Genomic DNA, 20611 nt, shown 5'->3' on the forward strand with positions numbered 1-20611 from the left:
CTCGGCAGATGCAAAACCGGATGACGATAGCGGCATGTATTGCGACGGTTTCACCCTTCTGGCTGAAAAACGACGGCGCGCCCGATTCGCTTGCCGCTTTTGAAAAACAGCGCACCCTGCCTTTGCCGCCGGACTTCAAGGCGTTTTTCAGGTGGTCTGACAGCGGACGCGGCAAATTTTCCGGCATCTATCTCGATCTGTGGAAAATCGAGCAATTTGATCTGCTGGGCCGGGATTACCAGATAGACCATTACCTGGGAGAGGCATTTGTGCCCTTTGGCTCGGATGGCGGCCCCATCTGTTTTCTGCTGGACTACCGCACCCCTGCCGGTCCGGCCATTGCCTGCGTGAATTTTGGTGATCTGGATATTGATGAGGTCAAGGTAATTGCCCCTTCGTTGACGGAATTTCTGGCAATGGCTGTCAGAGGGGAACTGATAGATGAGGATCTGTGATCTTTTTTGCGCGACGACCGGCTGTCCTTCGCAAGGACACGTGTCTACGATGAGAGACACCTCGAGATAGCATCATAAGAAGGGTGGCTACTCTTACCCTGCCTGGATGTGTAGCGTGTGCCAAACGCAGTGCGGCGCACGAGGTACGCACGGCAAGGGTGAGTGCTCTTTTTTTGCCAGCTTGTGTTCGTGCGCTTCGCCAAAGGCTCAGCACACGCTACGACTCTTCGCTATGCCTGCTTTTTCCAATGGCGGCTCTGTTGCCATGCCGTCTGCGCAGCAGAGGCATCTCACACCACGCAGTGGTGTCACTTCTCTTCTATAGTCCGCGATTACGCCGCAGCCGGGGCTGTAAGGAGGGACTGGAGCTTCGCAGACGGCTGTCTGTACAGGCAAGACAAAAAGTAACCTGCCGTGGGTCAGCCACCCACTTTATGACGTTCTATTGAGGGCTAATCCCATCGTAGCAAACAACACAAGCGAAGGACAAAAAACGCGCCTGCCGTCGCGCTACAGCCCTATCCCCCCTTTACTACTTCCAGCAAATCACTCTTCACGATATCCGACGGGGCAACGACTTTTTCATCCAGCCTGAAATCCCTCCCGTAGCGCTCCTTGATGATTTTCCGTACGGCGGCATGGTCAAGATCATAATCGGCAAAGGTCCTGATAGGACCAAGCTCGATTTTCGCGTTTCGCTTGTAGAGTTTCCAGACCAGCTCGGAGCAGTAGATCCTGAGGTCTGACCACTGGAAAAGGAGATCGTAGTCTTTTCCGGCAAAGTTGGCGGTGTCAACCCGCATGGACTTGATGACTTCGGGTGTCAGCACACTCGTATCCTTTAGCCGCATGACGACATAGTGGCCCTTCACGCCCCGCCTGATCCACTGGTCCAGCGGTGCCCATCCGACGGGGCTGACGGCTTCAAATACCTGGAGTTTTCCATCCTTTTCGAGGACGATGCCGCAATGGGTGTATTCGGAGCCGGTGCCCAACTGGATGGCCCTGCTCTGCGGTGAGTCGGTTATCTGGAAGAGGATGTCGCCTTCTTTCAACTGGGGCGCGGCCTGGCTTCTGGCACAGCCATGTAGCAGCAGGAATACGGCAAACAGGAAGGCAAAAGCCGGGAAACGCAGGATGTTTTTCATGACGGGTCCACGTCCACTCTATAGCATGATGAATGCTGCTTATTTTGTCGCCAAACGCTCCTCTTGTCCATGTCTACAGCGGGCATGGACAGCAGTTTTGTTGAAACCCTGTTTTTGCGCGATAATCGCAGCATTCGATTTGTTGATGTTTTTTGCCTTTCATGTCTCCTGACGCGTACTGCCAGAAAAAAGCGGCCGAGAGTGGCTCCAGCTTTTATACCAGCTTCCGTTTCCTCTCCCCCGAGCGGCGCCGGGCGATTACGGCGCTGTATGCGTACTGCCGCGAGATTGACGACGTAGTGGATGAGTGTGAGGATATGGCACTGGCCCAGGAATTGCTTACCGACTGGCGCCACGAGATTGATGCGATGCTTGCCGGACAGCCGTCCCATCCGGTTACGGTCGCGCTTTACCCTCACCTGCCGGTGTACAACATCCAGGGAAAACACCTGCATGCGTTGATTGACGGGATGCAGATGGACTTAAACCAGAGAAAATACCCGGATTTTGAGGCACTCTCTTCTTACTGCTGGCACGTGGCAGGCGTTGTGGGCCTGCTTGCTGCGAATATTTTCGGCGCGACACAGCCGCAGACGATGGTGTATGCGGAAAAACTGGGACTGGCTTTCCAACTGACGAATATTATCCGGGATGTGGGGGATGATGTCCGGCTGGGGCGGATTTACCTGCCGGAGGATGAAATGGCACAGTTTGGCGTGAGCACAGACGATATCCTGAACTTAAAGCACACGGAAAACTTTGCCCGGTACATGGCATTCATGGCAAAGCGGGCACATGCGGCCTATGATGAAGCGTTTGCCCTTTTGCCGCGCGAAGACAGGAAGGCCCAGAAACCGGGGCTCATCATGGCAGAAATTTACCGGGCGCTGCTGGTCAAGATAGAGGCAGGCGGTTTCAGGGTGCTTGAAAAGCGCACCTCGCTCTCGCCGCTTAACAAGCTGTGGCTGGCCTGGAAAGCGTATGTCCGTAACTGACCAGCAAAAGGTTGCTGTCATTGGCGCCGGCTGGGCAGGATGTGCTGCGGCGGTAGCGCTGGCAGACGCAGGCGCCGCCGTTACGGTCTTTGAATCCCGCACGACACCCGGCGGGCGCGCCCGGCGCGTGGAGGCTGACGGCAGGACGCTGGACAACGGCCAGCATATTCTCCTTGGCGCCTATACCGAGACGCTGCGCCTGATGAAAAAGGTGGGGGTCAATCCCGATACCGCCCTTCTGCGCCTGCCGCTTCAGATGTGCTACCCGCCAGGAACGGATGGCATGGCTTTTGTGACATCAGCCCTGCCTGCGCCGCTTCATTTGCTGGGCGCCCTTCTCAGGGCTGATGGCCTGGAAATGGCGGATAAGATAGCGCTTGCCCGCTTTACCTCGGCAGCACGCTGGATAAACTGGACACTCAATGAAGATTGCGCGGTCACCACGCTTTTAGAGCGTTTTGACCAGACGGTACGGCTGTACCGGCTTTTATGGAAACCGCTTTGCATCTCAGCCTTGAATACGCTGCCGGAACAGGCTTCCGCACAGATTTTTCTGAATATTCTGCGCGACAGTATCGGTGCAAGACGCGCCGCATCGGACATGCTGATCCCCAGGCTGGATTTTTCAGCACTTTTCCCCGACCCGGCACTGGCATTTGTCCGCCAGCGGGGCAGCACGGTGATTGAAGGAAAAACGGTGCGTTCGCTTTGCCAAACCCCTGCCGGATGGGAAGTGGATAGTGAGGTTTTTGATGCGGTTGTCGTGGCGACTTCTGCCGCTGCCGCATCGACCCTGCTCTCCCGCCAGATGGATATGGTGCGCTTTGACGCGCTGGAATTTGAACCCATCCATACCTGCTATTTCGGCTATTCGCCTGATACCCGGCTGCCTCGCGCTTTTTTTGCGCTCAAAGATGATGCGCAATCAGGCAAATGGGGGCAATTCGTGTTTGACCGGGGCTGGCTGGATGTCGCGCACGCCGGTATTTTTGCCGTGGTGATCAGCACATCCTCTTCCACTTCATCCCTTACCCGCCAGGCACTGGAAGCAGATGTCGCCCGACAGCTGGCAGACCAATTGAAGATGCCGCAGCTGGCTTTCCCCTTATGGGCGCAAACGGTATCCGAACGGCAGGCAACCTTTGTCTGCAAGCCTGCGCTTGTCCGCCCGGAAATGAAAAGCGGGCTGCCTGGCCTGGTTTTTGCTGGTGATTATGTCCGCTCTGAATACCCCGGCACGCTGGAATCCGCTGCCAGAAGCGGCGTACAGGCCGCCGCCTGTGTGCTGGCAGGAGATTGGGGGTAGGCTTAGCCTGACAAATGCCCGTTACCTGTTTGTATTAACAAACGGCAATCCAGACTCTGCCCTCATTAATTTGTCGTTCGCGAAAGGCTGATTTTTCTTGTCTGTCAAGGCGCTGTGACAACATTGGACAAAGGCGTATTGAACATACGGCAAGTTCAATTTTGGCACGGCAACGAAGGCAGGCGGGGAAAAGCAGCTTTGCAGCAGGCCAATTAATGAAGGCAGGGTCTAGTACCAAAGTCTGATTGTTTTTTCGTCATCATCCGACGAAAATGAAAATCATGCATTTATGATAATATTGCATTAATTTCAATTGTTAAATTATTAACCTGTGTTTAACAATGCCAAGGATGCATGAAATACAAGCCATTACCCTGGACAGGTTTGACAGGAATAAGCCCGAGGTAAAATCTGTATGTCTGAAACACGCACCTCTTCTGGTTCACCTCTTATGAATGAAGCCGTATCCCCAAAACCGTCTGTTTCTGATGAAACAAAAGAGACGATTCTGGCTAGAGCCCGAGAGCGCGGTGCCGCGCAAAACCTGATGTGCGCCGGTGCCATCACCCCGGAAGAAGCCTGGGCACTGGCTGAAGCTGGTGAAGCGGTCATTGTGGATGTCCGTACGCTCGAGGAATACAAGTTTGTCGGGCGGGTGGCCAATTCCACGCATGTGCCCTGGATGTGCGGTCTTTCGATGATCCGCAACCCCAGCTTTATCAATGAAATCGAAAAAACGCTGCCCAAGGATAAAACGATTATCCTGCTGTGCCGAAGCGGCCAGCGCTCGGTTGGCGCGGCAGAAGCCATGACACGCGCAGGCTATACCGCTGCTTATAATCTGGATGAGGGATTTGAAGGTACGCTGGACGAAAACCGGCAGCGCGGCTCAACCAATGGCTGGCGCTATCGCGGCCTGCCCTGGATGCAGGATTAGGGGCTTGCAGACACACCTCTTTTTCCATAAGCCTTTTTCCTCTGGGTATTGTATGAAACAGGAGTGGAAGAACTTACTTCAACTCCTTCAGCCTCTCCTGCGCCTCCTTGTTGCTCTGTGAGGCAGCCTTCCTGTAAAGCGCTCTGGCCTTGTCCTTGTCCGCTTTTACCCCGTACCCGGTTTCATAACAATAGCCCAGCATGAACTGCCCCATGGGCAGGTTTTGTGCCGCCGCCTTTCCGAACCACTTGAAGGCTTCTGCGGGGTTTTCTTCTGTGCCGACCCCGGCCTTGTAGAAAGCACCTGCATTGTTCTGTGCTTTGGCATCACCTTGTACTGCGGCCTTGAGATACCATTCCAGCGCCTTTTTGTCATCCTGCTTGACACCCAAGCCATCGTAATAAGCCTGTCCCAGGTTATATTGGGCTTCGGCATATCCCTGGTCTGATGCGAGGCGATACCATTTGACCGCTTCAACAGAATCCTGTTTCAGCCCCTCAGCGTGATCATGCATAGCTCCGAGATTAAATTGCGCCATGGCGTTACCCTGGCTGGCCGCTTTCATGAGCAGGTCATAAGCCTTTTTATAATCGCGCTTGACGCCATCGCCGCTCCGGTAGAGATACGCAAGGTTTGCCTGTGCATCGGCGAATCCCTGGTCAGCCGCTTTCTGGTACCACCCTGCGGCCATTTGATAATCCTGTTTGACGCCCCACCACCCTTTCTGGTGCAGCAGGGCGACATTGAATTGTGCCCCTGCATCACCCAGTTCAGCAGCCTTGAGATAATAGTCTGCCGCCTTGGACAAATCTCTGGATAAACCCAGCCCATCCCGATACATGGTGGCTATACCGACATAACCATCCGAATCACCTTCTCGTCCGGCTTTGAGTAACAGGGGATAGGCTTTTTCATAGTCGCCCTGCTGGAAATAGGTGACACCCTCATCAAGAAGGGTTGCATAAGCGGGGGTACTGAAGAAAAAAGCGTACACCATGAAAGCGGCACAGACGATTTTCAGTACGCGGGCACCAACCTGGCCGGTGATTCTCGCGCTTGCCGATGCAAACATATTGCTCTCCTGTTTCATTTGTCGGTTGCTGAAAACGGACGCTTCCCGTTAATGATCTTGCCATATTTTCATGCTGAACACAAAAAGGCCGGATGAGCATGCCATATGCCATCCGGCCCGCTGATGAATGCTTCAACAAGCTACCAGGCGATATCACCCTCATGAACAACATTGCCGTTTTCTGCGGCCTGCATGATGTATTCTGCTGCTATTTCGCCAAGTGCACCTAAAGACAGATTCTGTCCGAATTCAACTGACGGTTTTCTGGCTGACTCCGGCACGGCCTGTGACAAGCCATGTCCCAATAACCCCGTTACATGAGCACGAATCACTTGTACAACACCGTTATACCCTGCTGTCAAGGTCCTTCTGACGGTTTGTTCGAATGTTTGTCCTGTCGCTCGGAAAGCGAGTGTCAGTGCGGGTTATGGAGTGGGTCCCACACGCAGTTTTTGATGATTTTTTGAAGCCGAAGAGAAAAAGGCAAAAACCCCGAAGGAGATTAGCCAGTCTTATTGAATTTCACCGAGACGTTGCAACGCCTCGTCGATCCTTTCGACCGCGATGATGGTCATGCCTTCCAGCTTCTGTTTGGGGGCGTTGGCTTTCGGGATAATGGCGGTGGAAAATCCCAGCTTGACGGCTTCGCGCAGGCGCTCCTGGCCGCGTGGCGCGGGACGGATTTCACCTGCCAGGCCGACTTCACCAAATACTACGAGCCCCCTGGGCAGGGGACGGTTGCGCAGTGAGGAATGGATGGCCAGCAGCACGGCCAGATCGGCTGCCGGTTCGGTGATTCGCACACCCCCGACGGCATTGATGAAGACGTCCTGGTCATAGGCGGCAATGCCTGCATGCCGGTGCAGCACAGCCAGCAGCATAGCCAGGCGGTTGTGCTCAAGCCCCACCGAAAGACGGCGGGCATTGGGCAGCGGTGAGGCATCGACGAGCGCCTGGATTTCGACCAGCAGCGGGCGCATGCCTTCCTGGGTGACCATGACACAGGCGCCCGGCACCTGTTTTTCATGGTGTGACAAAAAGAGCGCGGAAGGATTGGATACGCCTTTCAGGCCCGTCTCTGTCATGGCAAAAACGCCGATCTCGTTGACGGCGCCAAAGCGGTTCTTGAATGCCCTGACGAGGCGAAAGCTGGAATGGGCATCTCCCTCGAAGTAAAGCACGGTATCGACGATATGTTCGAGCACGCGCGGCCCGGCCAGAGAGCCTTCCTTGGTAACGTGACCGACGAGGATGATGCTGGTACCGGTCTGCTTGGCCATGCGGGTCAGCTGTGCGGCGGTTTCCCTTACCTGGGCGACAGATCCGGGTGCGGATGTCAGGGCGTCGGAATAGAGGGTCTGGATGGAGTCGATGACAGCAATATCGGGCTTTTGGTCGCTGATGGTTGCAAGGATTTTTTCGAGCTGGATTTCGGCCTGCAATTGCAGGTCACGCGTCGGCAGCGCAAGGCGTTTTGCCCTGAGCGCAATCTGGGCCCCGGATTCTTCGCCGCTCACATAGAGCACCCTGTGAAGCTGGGCAAGATTGGCCAGCGCCTGCAAAAGCAGCGTTGATTTGCCGATACCGGGGTCTCCGCCGATGAGGACGACACCGCCCGGCACCAGCCCGCCGCCCAATACCCGGTCAAATTCATCGATGCCGGTGATGATGCGTGGCACGTCCTGTGCGTCGATTTCTGCCAGATTCTGCACGGGTGCCGCACCGGCCAGTCCCTTGTGCTGTCCGGAAAAACGGTTGGCGGCTTTTTCGATGACGGTTTCGACCAGGGTATTCCACTGCCCGCAGGCACTGCACTGTCCTGCCCACTTGCTGCTGGTGCCTCCGCATTCGGTGCAGGTGTAATTCGTTTTGGCTTTGGCCATCAGCGCTCCACGATGTGGGGCCTGAGGGAAAGTGCGCACATAAGTTCGTAGCCGACGGTTCCTGCGGCTTCGGCCACTTCATCGATGGGTAGCCCGTCTCCCCAGAGCACGATCGCGCTGCCGAAATGGGCATCAGGGATCGAGGTGAGGTCAACGGTGATCATATCCATGGAAACGCGACCCACCAGGCGCGTCCTGATGCCATCAACAAGGATGGGCGTGCCTTCCGGGGCGCTGCGCGGGTAACCATCGGCATAGCCGCACGCCACCACCCCGATGCGCATCGGGTGCGGCGCAACATATTGGCTACCGTAGCCAATGGCTTCGCCCTTGTCGATATCGAGTATCTGAATGAGTTCGCTGGTGAGTGTCATGGCAGGCTTTACGCCAAATGCTTCTGCGGTTTTTCCGCCGGGCGTGCCGCCATAGAGCATGATGCCGGGGCGCACCCAATTGGAAAAAATCTCGGGGTGCAAAAGGAGGGTCGCCGAATTGGAGAGGCTTCTCGGTTCGTCCATGCCTTTGGCGCCTTCTTCAAAGCGGCGCATCTGTTCGGCAACCGCCAGTTGCGGATGTGCGGCGATCTCGGCGTTTGCCATGTGTGTCATGAGCGAAATGGATTGCACCGACTGCAGCGCTTTCAGGCGATCATAGGCGGCGCGGTACTGGTCTGGCTTGAAGCCGAGACGATTCATGCCCGTGTTCATCTTGAGATGGACTTTCAGGCGTGGCGCCCCCACCTTGGACTCCAGCATGGCAATCTGTTCTTCGGAATGGACGGCAAATTCGAGATCGTAGTGGGCGATGACGGGCAGTTCATGCTCGCTGAAAAAGCCTTCCAGCAACAAAATCGGCTTTTTGTAGCCCAGGTCACGCAGGTGCACAGCCGCTTCGATTTCGGTTAAGGCATAGCCATCCGCTTCGATAAAAGCCCTCGCGCACCGCTCCAGTCCGTGGCCGTATCCGTTGGCCTTGACCACGGCCCAGATACTGGAACGGGGTGCCTCTTTGCGGACAACGGAAAGATTGTGCTGCATGGCAGCTATATCAATGTAAGCAATGAGTGGTCTGGACATGATTTTCCGGCTTTTAACAGTAAGTACGCCCTGCTTTTGGTGAGAAACAAGATGCCATTTTACTCCAGCATATGAAATAAATCTCATCTATTTCCCCGGGAAAAAATTCGGATTTGCACAACTTTCGTGTTATAACTTCAGGCAGACTTCTTAATACCAATCCAGAAAATCCATGAGGCCCGGTTTTTATAACATCATGGCGGCGGAGTTTTTTTCTTCGCTCGCTGACAATACCCTGCTGCTTGTCGCCATATCAATGTTAGCCGAGATCCATGCGCCCGACTGGATGACGCCGATGCTCCGGCAGCTCTTCGTTCTTTCCTATGTCGGCCTTGCTGCCTTTGTCGGTGCTTTTGCCGATTCGATGCCCAAGGGACGGGTGATGTTCATCACGAACGCCATCAAAATTTTCGGCTGCTCGCTCTTTTTTATTGGTGTGCACCCCCTCCTGGCATACTGCGTGGTGGGTTTTGGCGCGGCAGCCTATTCCCCGGCAAAGTACGGCATTATCACGGAGTTTATTCCACCTGAAAAACTCGTCATGGCAAACGGCTGGCTTGAGGGCATGACGGTAACCTCGATCATTCTGGGTACGGTATTGGGCGGCATCCTGATCAATTTCACGGTGTCGACCTGGCTTTTGGAACACGCCTTCCCCTTCCTGGAATTGCGCTCAACGGCTGCACTGATGATCGTCATGTTTATCTATGGGCTTGCGGCGGCATTCAACCTGCGCATACCCGATACGGGCGCGCGTTATGAGCGGCAGCCACGCAACCCCATTTTGCTCTTCAAGGGCTTTTACCACAGCTTCACGACTCTCTGGAAAGACAAGCTGGGGCAGATTTCACTGGCGGTGACCACGCTTTTCTGGGGCGCCGGGGCCACCCTGCAGTTTATCGTGCTCAAATGGGCGGGTGATGCGCTGGGGCTCACACTGGACAAGGCCGCCTTTTTACAGGGCATATTTGCAATCGGCGTGATTGCCGGCGCCATTGGCGCTGCCCGCCTGATACCGCTGAAAAAATCACTGAATGTGATGTGGCTGGGTATGGCCATGGGTTTTGTCGTGATGATCATGACACTGGTCACGTCGATCTGGGTGGCTTATCCGCTCCTGATACTGATTGGCCTTCTGGCTGGTTTCTTTGTGGTTCCGATGAACGCCCTGCTCCAGCATCGCGGCCATGTGCTGCTTTCCGCAGGCCACTCGATCGCGGTGCAGAATTTCAATGAAAATCTGTCGATCGTGACGATGCTGATGATGTACGGCTTCATGATCATGCTGGACCTGGATATTCATACCATCATCGTGATTTTCGGCCTTTTTGTTGCGGCCACAATGTTTGCCGTCATACGTTGGCATGCCGCCAACCAGAAGGTCAAGGATTCACTTTACCTGATTGGCGAGCACAAACACTGATAAACACAGGGCGCGGGAGCAAGGATGCCGGTTTCACCGCTTTATTCTGATGACAGGCGCTTTCGCACCCGCCTTTCCTGGCCGGTGCTGGCTGGCGTACTCGGTACGCATGCGCTGCTGGTGGCCTGGATGCTGATGGCAAACGCACCCTCTTCCCCTGCCATTACCCCCCCAATGATGGGTATCCTGCTGTCTGATGCGTCATCATCAGGAGAAGGACAAACTTCCGGCGTTGCTGCAAGCCTGGCAGGTGCCGCCCCTGCCGTCCAGAAAACGGAAAGACGCACTGAGCAGCAGGTCACAAAAAAGCATTCGACAGAAAGCAAAACAGCTGAAACCGCGGAAAAAACCGGTTCGGCCAATACTGCCGGCGGGGCAAGCCGCACCGCATCCACGCACGGCACCGGGGATGCCGCGGCAAAGGCGGACAATACCGGTGCAGCAGGCGGGGCTGGTGGCGGTGGCGGAAGCGGCGCTTTCTTTTCGCCACGGGTGGACGCGCCCGGCGCTTACAACCCGAAACCGAAATATCCTGCTGCATCCCGCCGTATGGGTGAAGAAGGAACGGTATCGCTTTCTGTCCATGTGCTTGCCACCGGCGAAGTGGCTGATGTCCGGCTGAAAAAATCCAGCGGCTATTCCAGGCTGGATAATGCCGCGATGGAAGCGGTGAAAAAATGGCGTTACCTCCCTGCCCGCCAGGGCGATACGCCTGTCCCTTACTGGTATACGCAGGCAGTGAAATTCTCCCTGACGGACTAAGCTTGCCGTCGCGTCACCACGGCTGACATACGGGATTTTGCAAAACACTTTGCTTTTTCCCCTTTCTGATGGCCTGGCGGTATGTTATCTTGAGCCTCATCCATTGTCCTTGCCCGTCTCACCCAGGAGGATCAGCATGCCCATCGCTTCTTATCGCCTTGCTTCCCTGCTGAAAACCCTGCTTTTGCTTTTTTCGCTGGTGCTGCTTCCGGTGCAGGCGCAGACCATTGAGGAGGAAGCGGCAAACGGCGATGCGTCCGCACAATTTTTGCTCGGCATCACCTATCTCGACGGCACGCTGGTCACACGGAATTACAAAATGGCTGAAACCTGGCTGCTTCGTGCTGCCGAACAGGGACATTCCCGTGCGCAGTACATGCTGGCTGCCCTGTATACGGATGGAAGCCAGCTCAAACGCGACTATGAGAAGGCATTTCACTGGGGAAAAATCCTCGCGGACAAGGGAGACCGCATGTCGCAGTATGGCATCAGCGTGCTGTATGAAAACGGCCAGGGGGTAGAGAAAAATCCGGGGCAAGCCCGCCGCTGGCTTCAGAGCGCGGTAACGCTGGGCAGCCCCAGTGCGATTGCCCGTATGGATGCACAGGACTCGGCAACGCAGATCAATGCGCTGTCCGACCCGAAGCTCTCACCTGAAGTCTTCAGAAAAGCCAATGAATTGAATGACGCCCTGTCGCAGTACTGGATCGGGCACGCCTACCTGACGGGGCGTGGCCTGAAAAAGGATACGGACCTGGCCTGGGTATGGTTAAACAAAGCATCACAGCAGGGCAATGCATTTGCGCAGTATGACCTCTCCTATCTTTATCCGATGGGCGAAGGCGTCAGACCCGAATACCAGTCTGCTGTTGCCCTTATCCAGACTGCGGCGGCCAGCGGACATGTGAAAGCGATCTTCAATCTCGCAGGCATGTATGAAAAGGGCCGGGGCGTCATGCAGAACTGGAACGAGGCATACCGCCTGTATATCATTGGCGCCGGTATCGGCAATGCAAATGCGATAGCACGCTTGAAGGAACTGGAAAACGCCTGCGTGAAGCCCACGCATGTGCAGTGCGAAACCTTCCAGCCGGAAACCATGGCACTTTACGCCGACACCACGTCGCTTTACCGGATCGGCCTCACGCTCTTTGATGGTGACGGCATTACCCAGAGCTACGGGCAATCGTTAAGATGGTTCCGGCTGGCTGCCAACAAGGGAGACGTGGAATCGCAGTACCGGATGGCGTTTATTTACCAGAATGGCCTGGGGGTGGAACGGGACAAACACATGGCCCGCTACTGGTATGAGATCGCGGCGAGAAACGGCCAGCCGGATGCGATACGGCACGTGCAGACGGGGCGTTGACGGCCCGCCCCTCAGAACAGTTCCCCGCCCTGTATCAGCAGGCAAATTAATGAGGGCTGAGCCCAATGCCCCGTCACTGTTTTCTCCCAGGGCATCCCACCGGATCTCGCCACCGCCGATCAGGATGTCTTCCTCGCTGTCGAACAGTTCATTCACGTGCAGCATTTCCATATCCATTTTCGTCCTGCCTGCCCCGGCGTAATGCATGAAAGGCATGTCGGCAAGAATAAGGCTGGCGCTTTCCGTTCCCTCATGATGCCGGCTGGCCGCATGTGCTGCTTTTATCCTGCGCAAGTGACAGGCCGTAAATTGCCACTATACTGCCAATCAGGGTTACCCCAAATCTTCAGTGATGCGCCTGATCCTGATATGATGGCTTTGTTTTTACTACTGCCCTTACTTTTCAGCCGACATGACACTCATTGCGCTATGGAACCAGGGTGACCTGCTGATCAAGGGAATTGCCCTTCTCTTGCTGGTGATGTCTGTCGCCTCCTGGTATATCATCGTCACCCGGACCATGCGGGCCCTCGCATTTCGCAAAATGGCTGATGAAACCGCTGCCTTCTGGGCGGCCCGCGATCTTGATGAGGGTATTGCCGCACTTTCCCGTGAAGGACAGGACAACCCCTTCCTTTATCTTGCAACCGAGGGCGAACTGACGATGCGCCACCACAGCGCACGGGGAGAAAACCTCAAGAGCCAGATTTCCCTGCCGGACCTGCTGACGGAAAGCCTGCGCGGTGCCATTGATGAAAACACCCTGCGCCTGCAAAGCGGCCTGTCCATCCTGGCGTCTGTGGGCTCCACCTCGCCTTTTATCGGCCTGTTGGGCACAGTATGGGGGATTTACCATGCCCTCGTCAGTATTGGCGCGACAGGCCAGGCCAGCATCGACAAGGTGGCGGGGCCTGTAGGCGAAGCGCTTATCATGACAGCGCTAGGCTTGGCAGTGGCTATTCCCGCTGTGCTGGCCTACAACGCGCTGGTACGGGCAAACCGGCGGGCAATCGGCCGGATGAACCGCTTTGCCCGGCAGCTTCATGCGTATTTCCTGACAGGCGCCCCTCTTGAGGCAACGGATACGAAAGCGCCGGTAAATATCGCCGGGAGGGCATAGAATGGCTTTTGGCGGCGGACTGGAAAATGACGATGAAGTGATGAGTGAAATCAACGTGACGCCGCTGGTGGACGTCATGCTGGTGCTGTTGATTATTTTCATCCTGACGGTGCCTGTGCTGACGCATACGGTCACGCTGGAGCTTCCGCAAGCGCAAAACCAACCCAACGTCATTGAACTCTCCACGGTCACGATAGCCATTGCCAAAGATGGCACGATTCTCTGGGACGGGGAAGCGCTCACGGAAGCGGCACTCGATGCACGCCTTGAAGCACTGGCGGCACAGGAAGACCAGCCGGAAATCCAGATACGGGGCGATACGCATGCCGAATACGGCAGCGTGGTCAAGGCGATGGCCGCCGCCCAGCGGGCGGGGATCAAAAAGCTGGGCTTCATCACAAAGCCGGATTGAGTGAAGGGGCCACGTCCTCTCGCACGAAAAACCGGAACTTTTTCCAGCCACATGAACCTGAAAACACGGGTACGCAACCCTGGCGAGGAGTTATTTTTTGAGCATTCGCTTCAGGTAAGCGACATCCAGCAGATTCACTGTCCTGAAACGTCCATCGTAAAACACCGCCCAGTTATTGAAAACACAAGGCAATGCCTTTGCTTTTTGCAGGGTATCCACTTCAATGAAATCGGCAGGAACGTCATTCGTTTCGCAATACTGCTTTATCATCCCGATGTTTTGCCCGATAAAGGGGCATTGCCTATCGTAATAAATTGTCTGCCCCGAGCATACAGATGCCGGATTTGCCCTTTTCCCTTGTGGCTTCCCAGTACCCACAGGCAATACACGTAAAACCCGTTGTCCCCCGTCACGGGAACCCAGGCGGTTTCAAGCGGTGCATACTCAATAAAAACTGTCGCCTTTTCATCCAGTTTTCTAAAAACATGGCCTTCTTTGAGCCTGTCGGCAAGCCATTGCCGTTTGGCCTCAATACCCGGATAGGACTCTCTGCTGCGGATAATACAGCATAGATGCTCGGTGAAGAGATTGTCTGTTGTCAGGTTGATAAAATCAGCGGCCATCGTTCATGGTTTTTCATGTCCGCCATTACCCTGACGTGCGCTTTCAGCCGGCCGTGTCGATGGTTTCCATCGCCAGGCACAGATCAGCCCAGGCCTGCTTTTTGGCCATCGGAGTGCGCAGGAGGTATGCGGGATGGTAGGTGACAATCAGTGGCACTTCGCTGCCAGCCACAGGCAAACGGTGTACTTTACCGCGCATGGCAGCCATGGTGATGTCGCGGTCGGTGTTCAAAAGGCCAACGGCAGCTGTCTTGCCCAGGGCGATGATGACTTTGGGCCTGATATTCGCGATCTGCCACTGGAGATACGGCATGCACATGGCGGCCTCTTCCTCGGTGGGCGGCCTGTCCTTTTTGCGCTCGTCGCTGGCGCGGCATTTGACGATGTTGGCGATGTAGGCGTTGCTGCCCCGTTTGATGCCCAGCGCAGCCATCATGTTGTCCAGCAGCATGCCGGAGCGGCCCACGAAGGGCTCGCCCTGCTGGTCTTCATGGTAGCCGGGACCTTCGCCGATAAAGAGCCATTCAGCACTGGTATCGCCCACACCGGGCACGGTATTGGTCCGCGTTTCGCACAGGGTACAGCGGGTGCAGCCCCGGATTGTCTCAACCAGCGCTTCCCAACTGGCAATGTCCTGTGGCTCAGGCAGGATCTCGGAAGGGTATGTTGGCGCCAGCCAGGCATCAGACCCCGGCTCAGGACCTGCCAGGGGATCAGGGGCTGTTTCCGCCCGGGAAACGGGTGATGGTTCATCGAGTGTGACGGTGACGGTTTCAGGGACGGATTCGGGTGCGGCTGCCCTGCCGCGCAGTTGCCACTCCGGGCCAATACCCATTTCCTCTAAGATGCGCGCCCTGCTCTTTAAGCTGCTCATAGCATCATCCTCATGACAATGGCATCCTCGCGGGTATTGTCCACATCGAGGTAGTAGTTTTTGCGGATGCCGATTTCCCTGAAACCGTATTTTTTATACATCTCCTGCGGGCCGGTATTGGACGGGCGCACTTCCAGCAGCATGGATACCATGCCATGCTCGCGTGCGGTCTGGAGGGCGCGGTCAAGGAGCATGCGGCCATAGCCCATGCCGTGCATGCTGGCTTTTAAGCCGATGGTCAGGAGATGGGCCTCATCGATGGACGTCATGAGAATGAAGTAGCCGGCTATCCTGCCGTTTGCTTCCTCGCACATGACCTGGCAGTTGTAGCCCCAGGCAACGGAATTGGCAAAGCCAGCCTCGGACCAGGGAAAAGGGAAAATCCGGGTCTCGATGGCATGGATCTCGAAAGCATCATCAATGTGCATCTGCCGGAATATCATGGGAATGTCTGCTCCAGGCATCATGCCCGCCGTTTCCTCGTAGGTGTCGATGGCGTGTTTTCTCAACATGCCCCCACCCCTTCTTTCATGATGCGACGCTCTTCGGTGGTATAAGCTACCTTGTTCCTGAGGTAAAGCGGGCTGGCATCATGCGCGGAGATGGTTTCTCCCCGCTGGTATGCGGCTTTGCCCAGGATGGCAACGGCAGTGCTGCCAGGGATGATATCTGTGTGCCTGACAGCAACAGGAAGCAAATCAAGGGCATCGGCATACGCGATGAGGCCATTGCCGCAGGCGTCAGGCCGCCCCTCAGGCATGACAGCTTCAGGCGGGGTGATGCGCGGCGCAATAACCGTCTGCCAGGACCCGTTTTCATCATGGCGGTACTGTGCCCAGTACACTTCTTTCATGCGGGCGTCCAGTATGGCCAGCACATCGGTCGCCCGATGGTCTATCCGGCAGGCCTCGGCCATGGCCATGAGGCTCACAACGGGAATAAGTGGCAGAGCAGCGCCAAAGGCAAGACCCTGGGCCACACCGCAGGCTGTCCTGACGCCGGTAAAGGAACCGGGACCGCATCCGAAAGCGATGGCATCGCAATCTGCCACGGCCAGCTTTGCGTCTGCCAGGAGTGCCTGGATCATGGGCAGGATGGTCTGCGAATGCGTTGTCACCCCCTGGCTTGCACAGGTCTGGATGGAACCGTCCGCTTTCATCAGGGAAACGGAAGCGGTATCAGATGAGGTCTCAAATGCAATGATGGTTGGCATGTGACTATTTTACCCTGTGAATGAGGTTTTAAGGTGATCTCGATCAGCCTTGCCAGTCCCCTGAAAGGGACATGCTAGAATGCAGCAAGCCCCGCCGTCCGGAATGATTCATTTGCCGTGGAGACGCCATGAAAGCCTTTTTTCGCCCGTTTCTTTTGCCTGCTCTCTTCTTTTCCGTTCTCCCGGCTTTTTTCCTCCATGCGGCATGCGCAGCGGATGGAAATAATGCGGTATCCGGCCAGGCCATGCAAACCACCGCCTCCCCGGAAAATCTGCGCATGATCGACCGCATTGAAAGCGGCAACATTGAGGTAAACCGGTGGTACTGGATTGGCGACTGGGCTGCACCGACCAATACGACGATGGCCAATCCGGCAAAACCCTGGCTTACGGCTGAAAAAGCGATTCCGGTTTCTGTGGCAAGCCATTTTGCACGGCCCGAGGGCGGTGTGTGGCCCTTTCACGGCTACCTGCTGGAGTCGCTGGCACTGCCGGATGGGAAAAAGGAAATTGTTTTTAAAAAGAAAATCCTTCTGAGGCACCTGGTGGACAGGGAAAATATCACGGATGAGAAAACGCTCTCGGCCATGCGCCTGTTGGACAGGGAGCCGGGAGTATCTGTCTACCGGAAAAAAGGGGGGGAAATGACGGAATTTTCGCTGGATAAGGCGCCCTTCGCCAAAAGCTACTTCCGCGCCCTCATCAGCACGGGTGAGAATGGAAGCCGAGCCTACCGGGTCAACCGGGTGGTCACTATGCCGATCCAGTATATTGCGTATGACTATTACCCCAGCGGCGCGGTGAAGGAAATCACGCATGTGATGCGTGCCCAGACAGGCACAGAACTGTTTTTCTACACCTAGAAAATCCAATACAGCGATGATCGGGACAACCCGCAAAAGACAGGGGAAACGGAAAAATCACTGGTGAAACCCAACAACCCGCTCTGGCTGCCTAACATGCTGAAAACCGCCGGATAATCTGCTGTTTTCCAGCAGGGCCTGCACGGCGTCAGGCCAGCCCTTTATTGTTGCGCAACGTATTTCCCAATGCGGAATCCCGGATATTTTTGATGTCGCGTGACGGGGAATTGCCAAACATGCGGTGATACTCGCGGCTGAACTGGGAAAGGCTCTGGTAACCCACCTTGAAAGCAGCTGCCGTGGCATCGATGTTTTCCGTGGCCATGATCCGCCGGGCTTCCATCAGGCGCAGCTGTTTCTGGAACTGCAACGGCGTGGAAATGGTAAACCGCTTGAAATGCTGGTGAAAGGAGGAAACACTCATGCCGGCAATGCTGGCCAGGTCGTCCATGCGCAGGGGGTCCTGGAAATTTTCCTTGATGTAAGAGATGACCCGCCCGATCTTGCGGATATTGCTGCTGGGCATGGAAAGCGAGGCAAGCTGTCGGCCCTGTTCGGAGCGCAACAGGCGGTAATGGATTTCCCGGATGTACATGGGCGCTAAAAAAGCCGCTTCCCGCAGCGTATCCAGCAGTGACACCAGCCGCAAAAGCGCATTGGACAGATTACCGTCTGCCTTGTCCAGGTAAACGCCTGTCGTTGTCGTATCTTTGGTGAAATCAATCCTGAGCCGCTCATCCATGAGCAGCTCGGCAATCAGCGGCATGTCGATATCAAGGTGCAGGCAGTACAAGGGCTCCTCTGCCGAGGCTTCGGCAACCATCCCGACAAAGGGCATATTCAGGGCAAAAAGGAGGTACTCGCCCTTCTGGTAGGAGTACACCGCATCCCCGATCATCACGGACTTTCCGCCTTGCACGATCAGGCAAAGAAAAGGATTGTTGAACTCCGGAAGGGAGTGTTCCGGGTTGGAAACTTTCAAAAACCGCAGGCCGGGAATCGCCGTCTGATTGAGGTATTCATCAGAGGTGTGCCTTTTTATGACGTCGGCCAATTGATCCATATTGTTATTTTCTATTGCTATACGCTTGCTTTTGCTCATGATAGGAAAAATCAGGAAGAAACAGGGTAATTATGCACATCCTTGCAGGATCAGGCAAACATTGTAGAAAAAAAAGCATATAAAAAAGACAACATTGATCGTAAACTGGTAATTGCCCCTAAAAACAAAAGCTATAAGAACAGAAAAAGGAGATATTGTGTCGAGCTTTATCATCCCTCGAACTGTCTTTTACGGTTCCGGCACGATCAAAGAGCTGGCAAACCTGAAAGGTAACAAGGCAAGTGTGGTCGTGGGCGCCGGCTCCATCAGGAAAAACGGTGCAATGGACCGCATACTGGGCCATCTTGAAAAAGCGGGCTTTGCCACGCAGGTCATTGAAGTCGCTGGTACCGATCCCACTACCACGATGGTGGCAGAAGGCACACGCCAGATGGCAGAATTTTCGCCTGACCTGATCGTTGCAGCAGGCGGCGGCTCTCCGATTGATGCTGCCAAGGCGATGTGGCTTTTTTATGAGTATCCGTCACACACCTTCCAGGAAGCCGTGGTGCCGTTTACGCTGCCACCGCTGCGCCAGAAAGCCCGCTTTGTCGCCATCCCGACCACCAGCGGCACCGCAACGGAAGTCACTTCCTTTTCCGTGATCACGGATGCCGAGACGCTGGTGAAATACCCTATCGCGGACTACAACCTGACTCCGGATATTGCCATTGTCGACTGTGATCTGGTGGTGAGCATGCCGCCCGAGCTGACCGCCCACACCGGCATGGATGCCTTTACCCATGCAATCGAGGCGTATGTGTCCACCATGGCGACAGACCTGACGGACGCACTGGCGATGAAGGCGATCGAAATAATCAACTCTTACCTGCCGGGTTCTTATGCCGGCAGCAAAAAGGCCCGTGAAAAGATGCATCTTGCCCAGTGCATGGCAGGTATGGCCTTTTCCAATGCCATTTTGGGGATTGTCCACAGCATGTCGCATAAAAGCGGTAAGCTTTTGGATATCCCGCACGGATGTGCCAATGCCATTTTCCTCCCGCATGTCATTGCGTTCAATGCGGAAAAAGCACCCGGCAAGTATGCCGATATTGCCCGGCGTACCGGGCTGCCCGGTACGAATGAAAAAGACCTGGTCAAATCGCTCGTTTTGCGCATCAATGAGTTGAACCGGCGGCTGGGCATTCCGCTGACATTGATGGAATACGGTATCAACGAAGACTTTTTTAACCACAATCTCGATGAAATGGCTGCCGGTGCAGTGGGTGACCCGTGTAGCGGGACCAATCCACGGCCTGTTTCAACAGACGAGATGCGTGAGCTTTTCCGGCTGGCTTTCTACGGTAGTTAGGCGCTGTCCTCATTAAATTGCCGTAAGCGAAAAGCTGATTTTGCTTGTCTGCCAAGGCGACGGGGCAACATTGGACGAAGGCGTATTAGACATACGTCGAGTTCAATTTTGGCTCAACAACGAAGGCAGGCGAGAAAAAGCAGTTTTGCAGCAGGCAATTTAATGAGGGCAGCGCCTATATAAAACAAGCAGAGAAAGTACCCCACCAGCCTAAAGACGCCATCCACCAGGATGGCGCCTTTTCCTTTTTCCGGTGCATGTCGGCGGCTCAGCAGCGTTATACTGGGTACTTTACATCAAACGGGATGGGTGGCCCCATGTAACGGAAGCCTTCTCCTGTTTCGATGAGGCGTAGCAGGTTTTGCAGGGCATGTTCGAGTTCATCCTGACTGCAACGGTATTCTCCGATGATGCCGTACTGTGTCCATGGCGAGAGATTGAACCCTTCTTCAATATCGTTGTACCAGAGTACCAGCGAGCCCGCGAGGCCAACGACCCAGAAACCGCCACCGGTCTCTCCCCAGGGAGTGCATTGCCACTTTTGAGGCTCGATACGGGTGACATCCCACAGCCTGCCTGCCGGGATATCCATGCAGGCTTCGGCTTCAATGATCACTTCCCACAATTCGGCTTCGGTAAAGGACTCCCAGCTCATAGGACATGATC

At 55.3% G+C, this 20611-nt stretch carries 23 protein-coding genes; 11 read left to right on the forward strand and 12 right to left on the reverse strand.

Annotation, left to right across the window (positions count from 1 at the left end; translation table 11 throughout):
* Positions 1-8 precede the first annotated feature (8 nt).
* Positions 9-455 (forward strand): SMI1/KNR4 family protein, encoded by a 447-nt coding sequence (locus NB640_RS00935; protein WP_269309270.1) that lies wholly within the window; start codon positions 9-11, stop codon positions 453-455.
* A 518-nt stretch (positions 456-973) separates the two neighbouring features.
* Here the strand turns inward: NB640_RS00935 and NB640_RS00940 are convergent.
* A complete protein-coding gene (locus tag NB640_RS00940) occupies positions 974-1603 on the reverse strand; it encodes a YiiX family permuted papain-like enzyme (RefSeq protein WP_269309271.1) in 630 nt (209 codons plus the stop codon).
* A gap of 161 nt (positions 1604-1764) precedes the next feature.
* Here NB640_RS00940 and hpnD point away from each other — a divergent pair, with 161 nt between their 5' ends.
* The 3 genes from hpnD (at position 1765) to NB640_RS00955 (ending at position 4841) form a co-directional block, all read left to right on the forward strand.
* Positions 1765-2598 carry a presqualene diphosphate synthase HpnD gene (gene hpnD / locus NB640_RS00945; RefSeq protein ID WP_269309272.1) on the forward strand — a complete coding sequence of 278 codons (834 nt, stop codon included), beginning with the start codon at positions 1765-1767 and terminating at the stop codon, positions 2596-2598.
* On the forward strand, positions 2585-3904 hold the full coding sequence (gene hpnE / locus NB640_RS00950) for a hydroxysqualene dehydroxylase HpnE (RefSeq protein WP_269309273.1): 1320 nt from the start codon (positions 2585-2587) through the stop codon (positions 3902-3904). The genes hpnD and hpnE overlap by 14 nt, the downstream gene beginning before the upstream one ends.
* 415 nt (positions 3905-4319) lie before the next feature.
* Complete coding sequence (locus NB640_RS00955) at positions 4320-4841, forward strand: rhodanese-like domain-containing protein (RefSeq protein WP_269309274.1); 522 nt, start codon at positions 4320-4322, stop codon at positions 4839-4841.
* A 73-nt stretch (positions 4842-4914) separates the two neighbouring features.
* On the opposite strand, the gene NB640_RS00960 is transcribed toward NB640_RS00955, so the two are convergent.
* From NB640_RS00960 to alr, 4 genes are all read right to left on the reverse strand, one after another.
* Positions 4915-5913, reverse strand: coding sequence for an SEL1-like repeat protein (locus NB640_RS00960; RefSeq protein ID WP_269309275.1), 999 nt, complete (start codon positions 5911-5913; stop codon positions 4915-4917).
* Between the two features lie 140 nt (positions 5914-6053).
* A complete protein-coding gene (locus NB640_RS00965; RefSeq protein WP_269309276.1) occupies positions 6054-6245 on the reverse strand; it encodes a hypothetical protein in 192 nt (63 codons plus the stop codon).
* A gap of 180 nt (positions 6246-6425) precedes the next feature.
* The gene (radA, locus tag NB640_RS00970; RefSeq protein ID WP_269309277.1) at positions 6426-7796 is read right to left on the reverse strand and encodes a DNA repair protein RadA; all 1371 of its coding nucleotides are present in this window, start codon (positions 7794-7796) and stop codon (positions 6426-6428) included.
* A complete protein-coding gene (gene alr, locus NB640_RS00975) occupies positions 7796-8872 on the reverse strand; it encodes an alanine racemase (RefSeq protein WP_269309278.1) in 1077 nt (358 codons plus the stop codon). Before alr ends, radA begins: the two co-directional genes overlap by 1 nt.
* Positions 8873-9044: 172 nt before the next feature.
* Between alr and lplT the strand changes: the two genes are divergently transcribed.
* The 5 genes from lplT (at position 9045) to NB640_RS01000 (ending at position 13958) form a co-directional block, all read left to right on the forward strand.
* Entirely contained in the window at positions 9045-10295 is a 1251-nt protein-coding gene (gene lplT, locus NB640_RS00980; RefSeq protein ID WP_269309279.1) for a lysophospholipid transporter LplT, read from the forward strand.
* 24 nt (positions 10296-10319) lie between these two features.
* On the forward strand, positions 10320-11057 hold the full coding sequence (locus tag NB640_RS00985) for an energy transducer TonB (protein WP_269309280.1): 738 nt from the start codon (positions 10320-10322) through the stop codon (positions 11055-11057).
* Between the two features lie 136 nt (positions 11058-11193).
* On the forward strand, positions 11194-12426 hold the full coding sequence (locus NB640_RS00990) for a tetratricopeptide repeat protein (protein ID WP_269309281.1): 1233 nt from the start codon (positions 11194-11196) through the stop codon (positions 12424-12426).
* A 412-nt stretch (positions 12427-12838) separates the two neighbouring features.
* A complete protein-coding gene (locus NB640_RS00995) occupies positions 12839-13546 on the forward strand; it encodes a MotA/TolQ/ExbB proton channel family protein (RefSeq protein WP_269309282.1) in 708 nt (235 codons plus the stop codon).
* A 1-nt stretch (position 13547) separates the two neighbouring features.
* Positions 13548-13958 carry an ExbD/TolR family protein gene (locus tag NB640_RS01000; protein WP_269309283.1) on the forward strand — a complete coding sequence of 137 codons (411 nt, stop codon included), beginning with the start codon at positions 13548-13550 and terminating at the stop codon, positions 13956-13958.
* A gap of 90 nt (positions 13959-14048) precedes the next feature.
* Here NB640_RS01000 and NB640_RS01005 read toward each other — a convergent pair whose 3' ends face one another.
* The 5 genes from NB640_RS01005 to tsaB are packed head-to-tail and all read right to left on the reverse strand — an operon-like array spanning position 14049 to position 16668.
* Positions 14049-14228 carry a YoaP domain-containing protein gene (locus NB640_RS01005; RefSeq protein WP_269309284.1) on the reverse strand — a complete coding sequence of 60 codons (180 nt, stop codon included), beginning with the start codon at positions 14226-14228 and terminating at the stop codon, positions 14049-14051.
* Positions 14225-14581 (reverse strand): hypothetical protein, encoded by a 357-nt coding sequence (locus NB640_RS01010; RefSeq protein WP_269309285.1) that lies wholly within the window; start codon positions 14579-14581, stop codon positions 14225-14227. The genes NB640_RS01005 and NB640_RS01010 overlap by 4 nt, the downstream gene beginning before the upstream one ends.
* Positions 14582-14624: 43 nt before the next feature.
* Positions 14625-15455, reverse strand: coding sequence for a uracil-DNA glycosylase (locus NB640_RS01015; RefSeq protein WP_269309286.1), 831 nt, complete (start codon positions 15453-15455; stop codon positions 14625-14627).
* Entirely contained in the window at positions 15452-15967 is a 516-nt protein-coding gene (rimI, locus tag NB640_RS01020) for a ribosomal protein S18-alanine N-acetyltransferase (RefSeq protein WP_269309287.1), read from the reverse strand. Before rimI ends, NB640_RS01015 begins: the two co-directional genes overlap by 4 nt.
* Positions 15961-16668, reverse strand: coding sequence for a tRNA (adenosine(37)-N6)-threonylcarbamoyltransferase complex dimerization subunit type 1 TsaB (tsaB, locus tag NB640_RS01025; RefSeq protein ID WP_269309288.1), 708 nt, complete (start codon positions 16666-16668; stop codon positions 15961-15963). Before tsaB ends, rimI begins: the two co-directional genes overlap by 7 nt.
* Before the next feature lie 128 nt (positions 16669-16796).
* Between tsaB and NB640_RS01030 the strand changes: the two genes are divergently transcribed.
* On the forward strand, positions 16797-17531 hold the full coding sequence (locus NB640_RS01030; RefSeq protein WP_269309289.1) for a hypothetical protein: 735 nt from the start codon (positions 16797-16799) through the stop codon (positions 17529-17531).
* 148 nt (positions 17532-17679) lie between these two features.
* On the opposite strand, the gene NB640_RS01035 is transcribed toward NB640_RS01030, so the two are convergent.
* On the reverse strand, positions 17680-18633 hold the full coding sequence (locus tag NB640_RS01035) for an AraC family transcriptional regulator (RefSeq protein WP_269309291.1): 954 nt from the start codon (positions 18631-18633) through the stop codon (positions 17680-17682).
* Positions 18634-18790: 157 nt separating this feature from the next.
* Here NB640_RS01035 and NB640_RS01040 point away from each other — a divergent pair, with 157 nt between their 5' ends.
* Entirely contained in the window at positions 18791-19945 is a 1155-nt protein-coding gene (locus NB640_RS01040) for an iron-containing alcohol dehydrogenase (RefSeq protein WP_269309292.1), read from the forward strand.
* Between the two features lie 277 nt (positions 19946-20222).
* Here the strand turns inward: NB640_RS01040 and NB640_RS01045 are convergent, their stop codons facing one another.
* Positions 20223-20600, reverse strand: a complete 378-nt coding sequence (locus NB640_RS01045) for a hypothetical protein (protein WP_269309293.1) — start codon at positions 20598-20600, stop codon at positions 20223-20225.
* Between the last annotated feature and the right edge of the window lie 11 nt (positions 20601-20611).

Origin of the sequence: Oxalobacter vibrioformis, assembly GCF_027118995.1 — a bacterium.
In the GTDB taxonomy this organism is placed as follows: domain Bacteria; phylum Pseudomonadota; class Gammaproteobacteria; order Burkholderiales; family Burkholderiaceae_D; genus Oxalobacter; species Oxalobacter vibrioformis.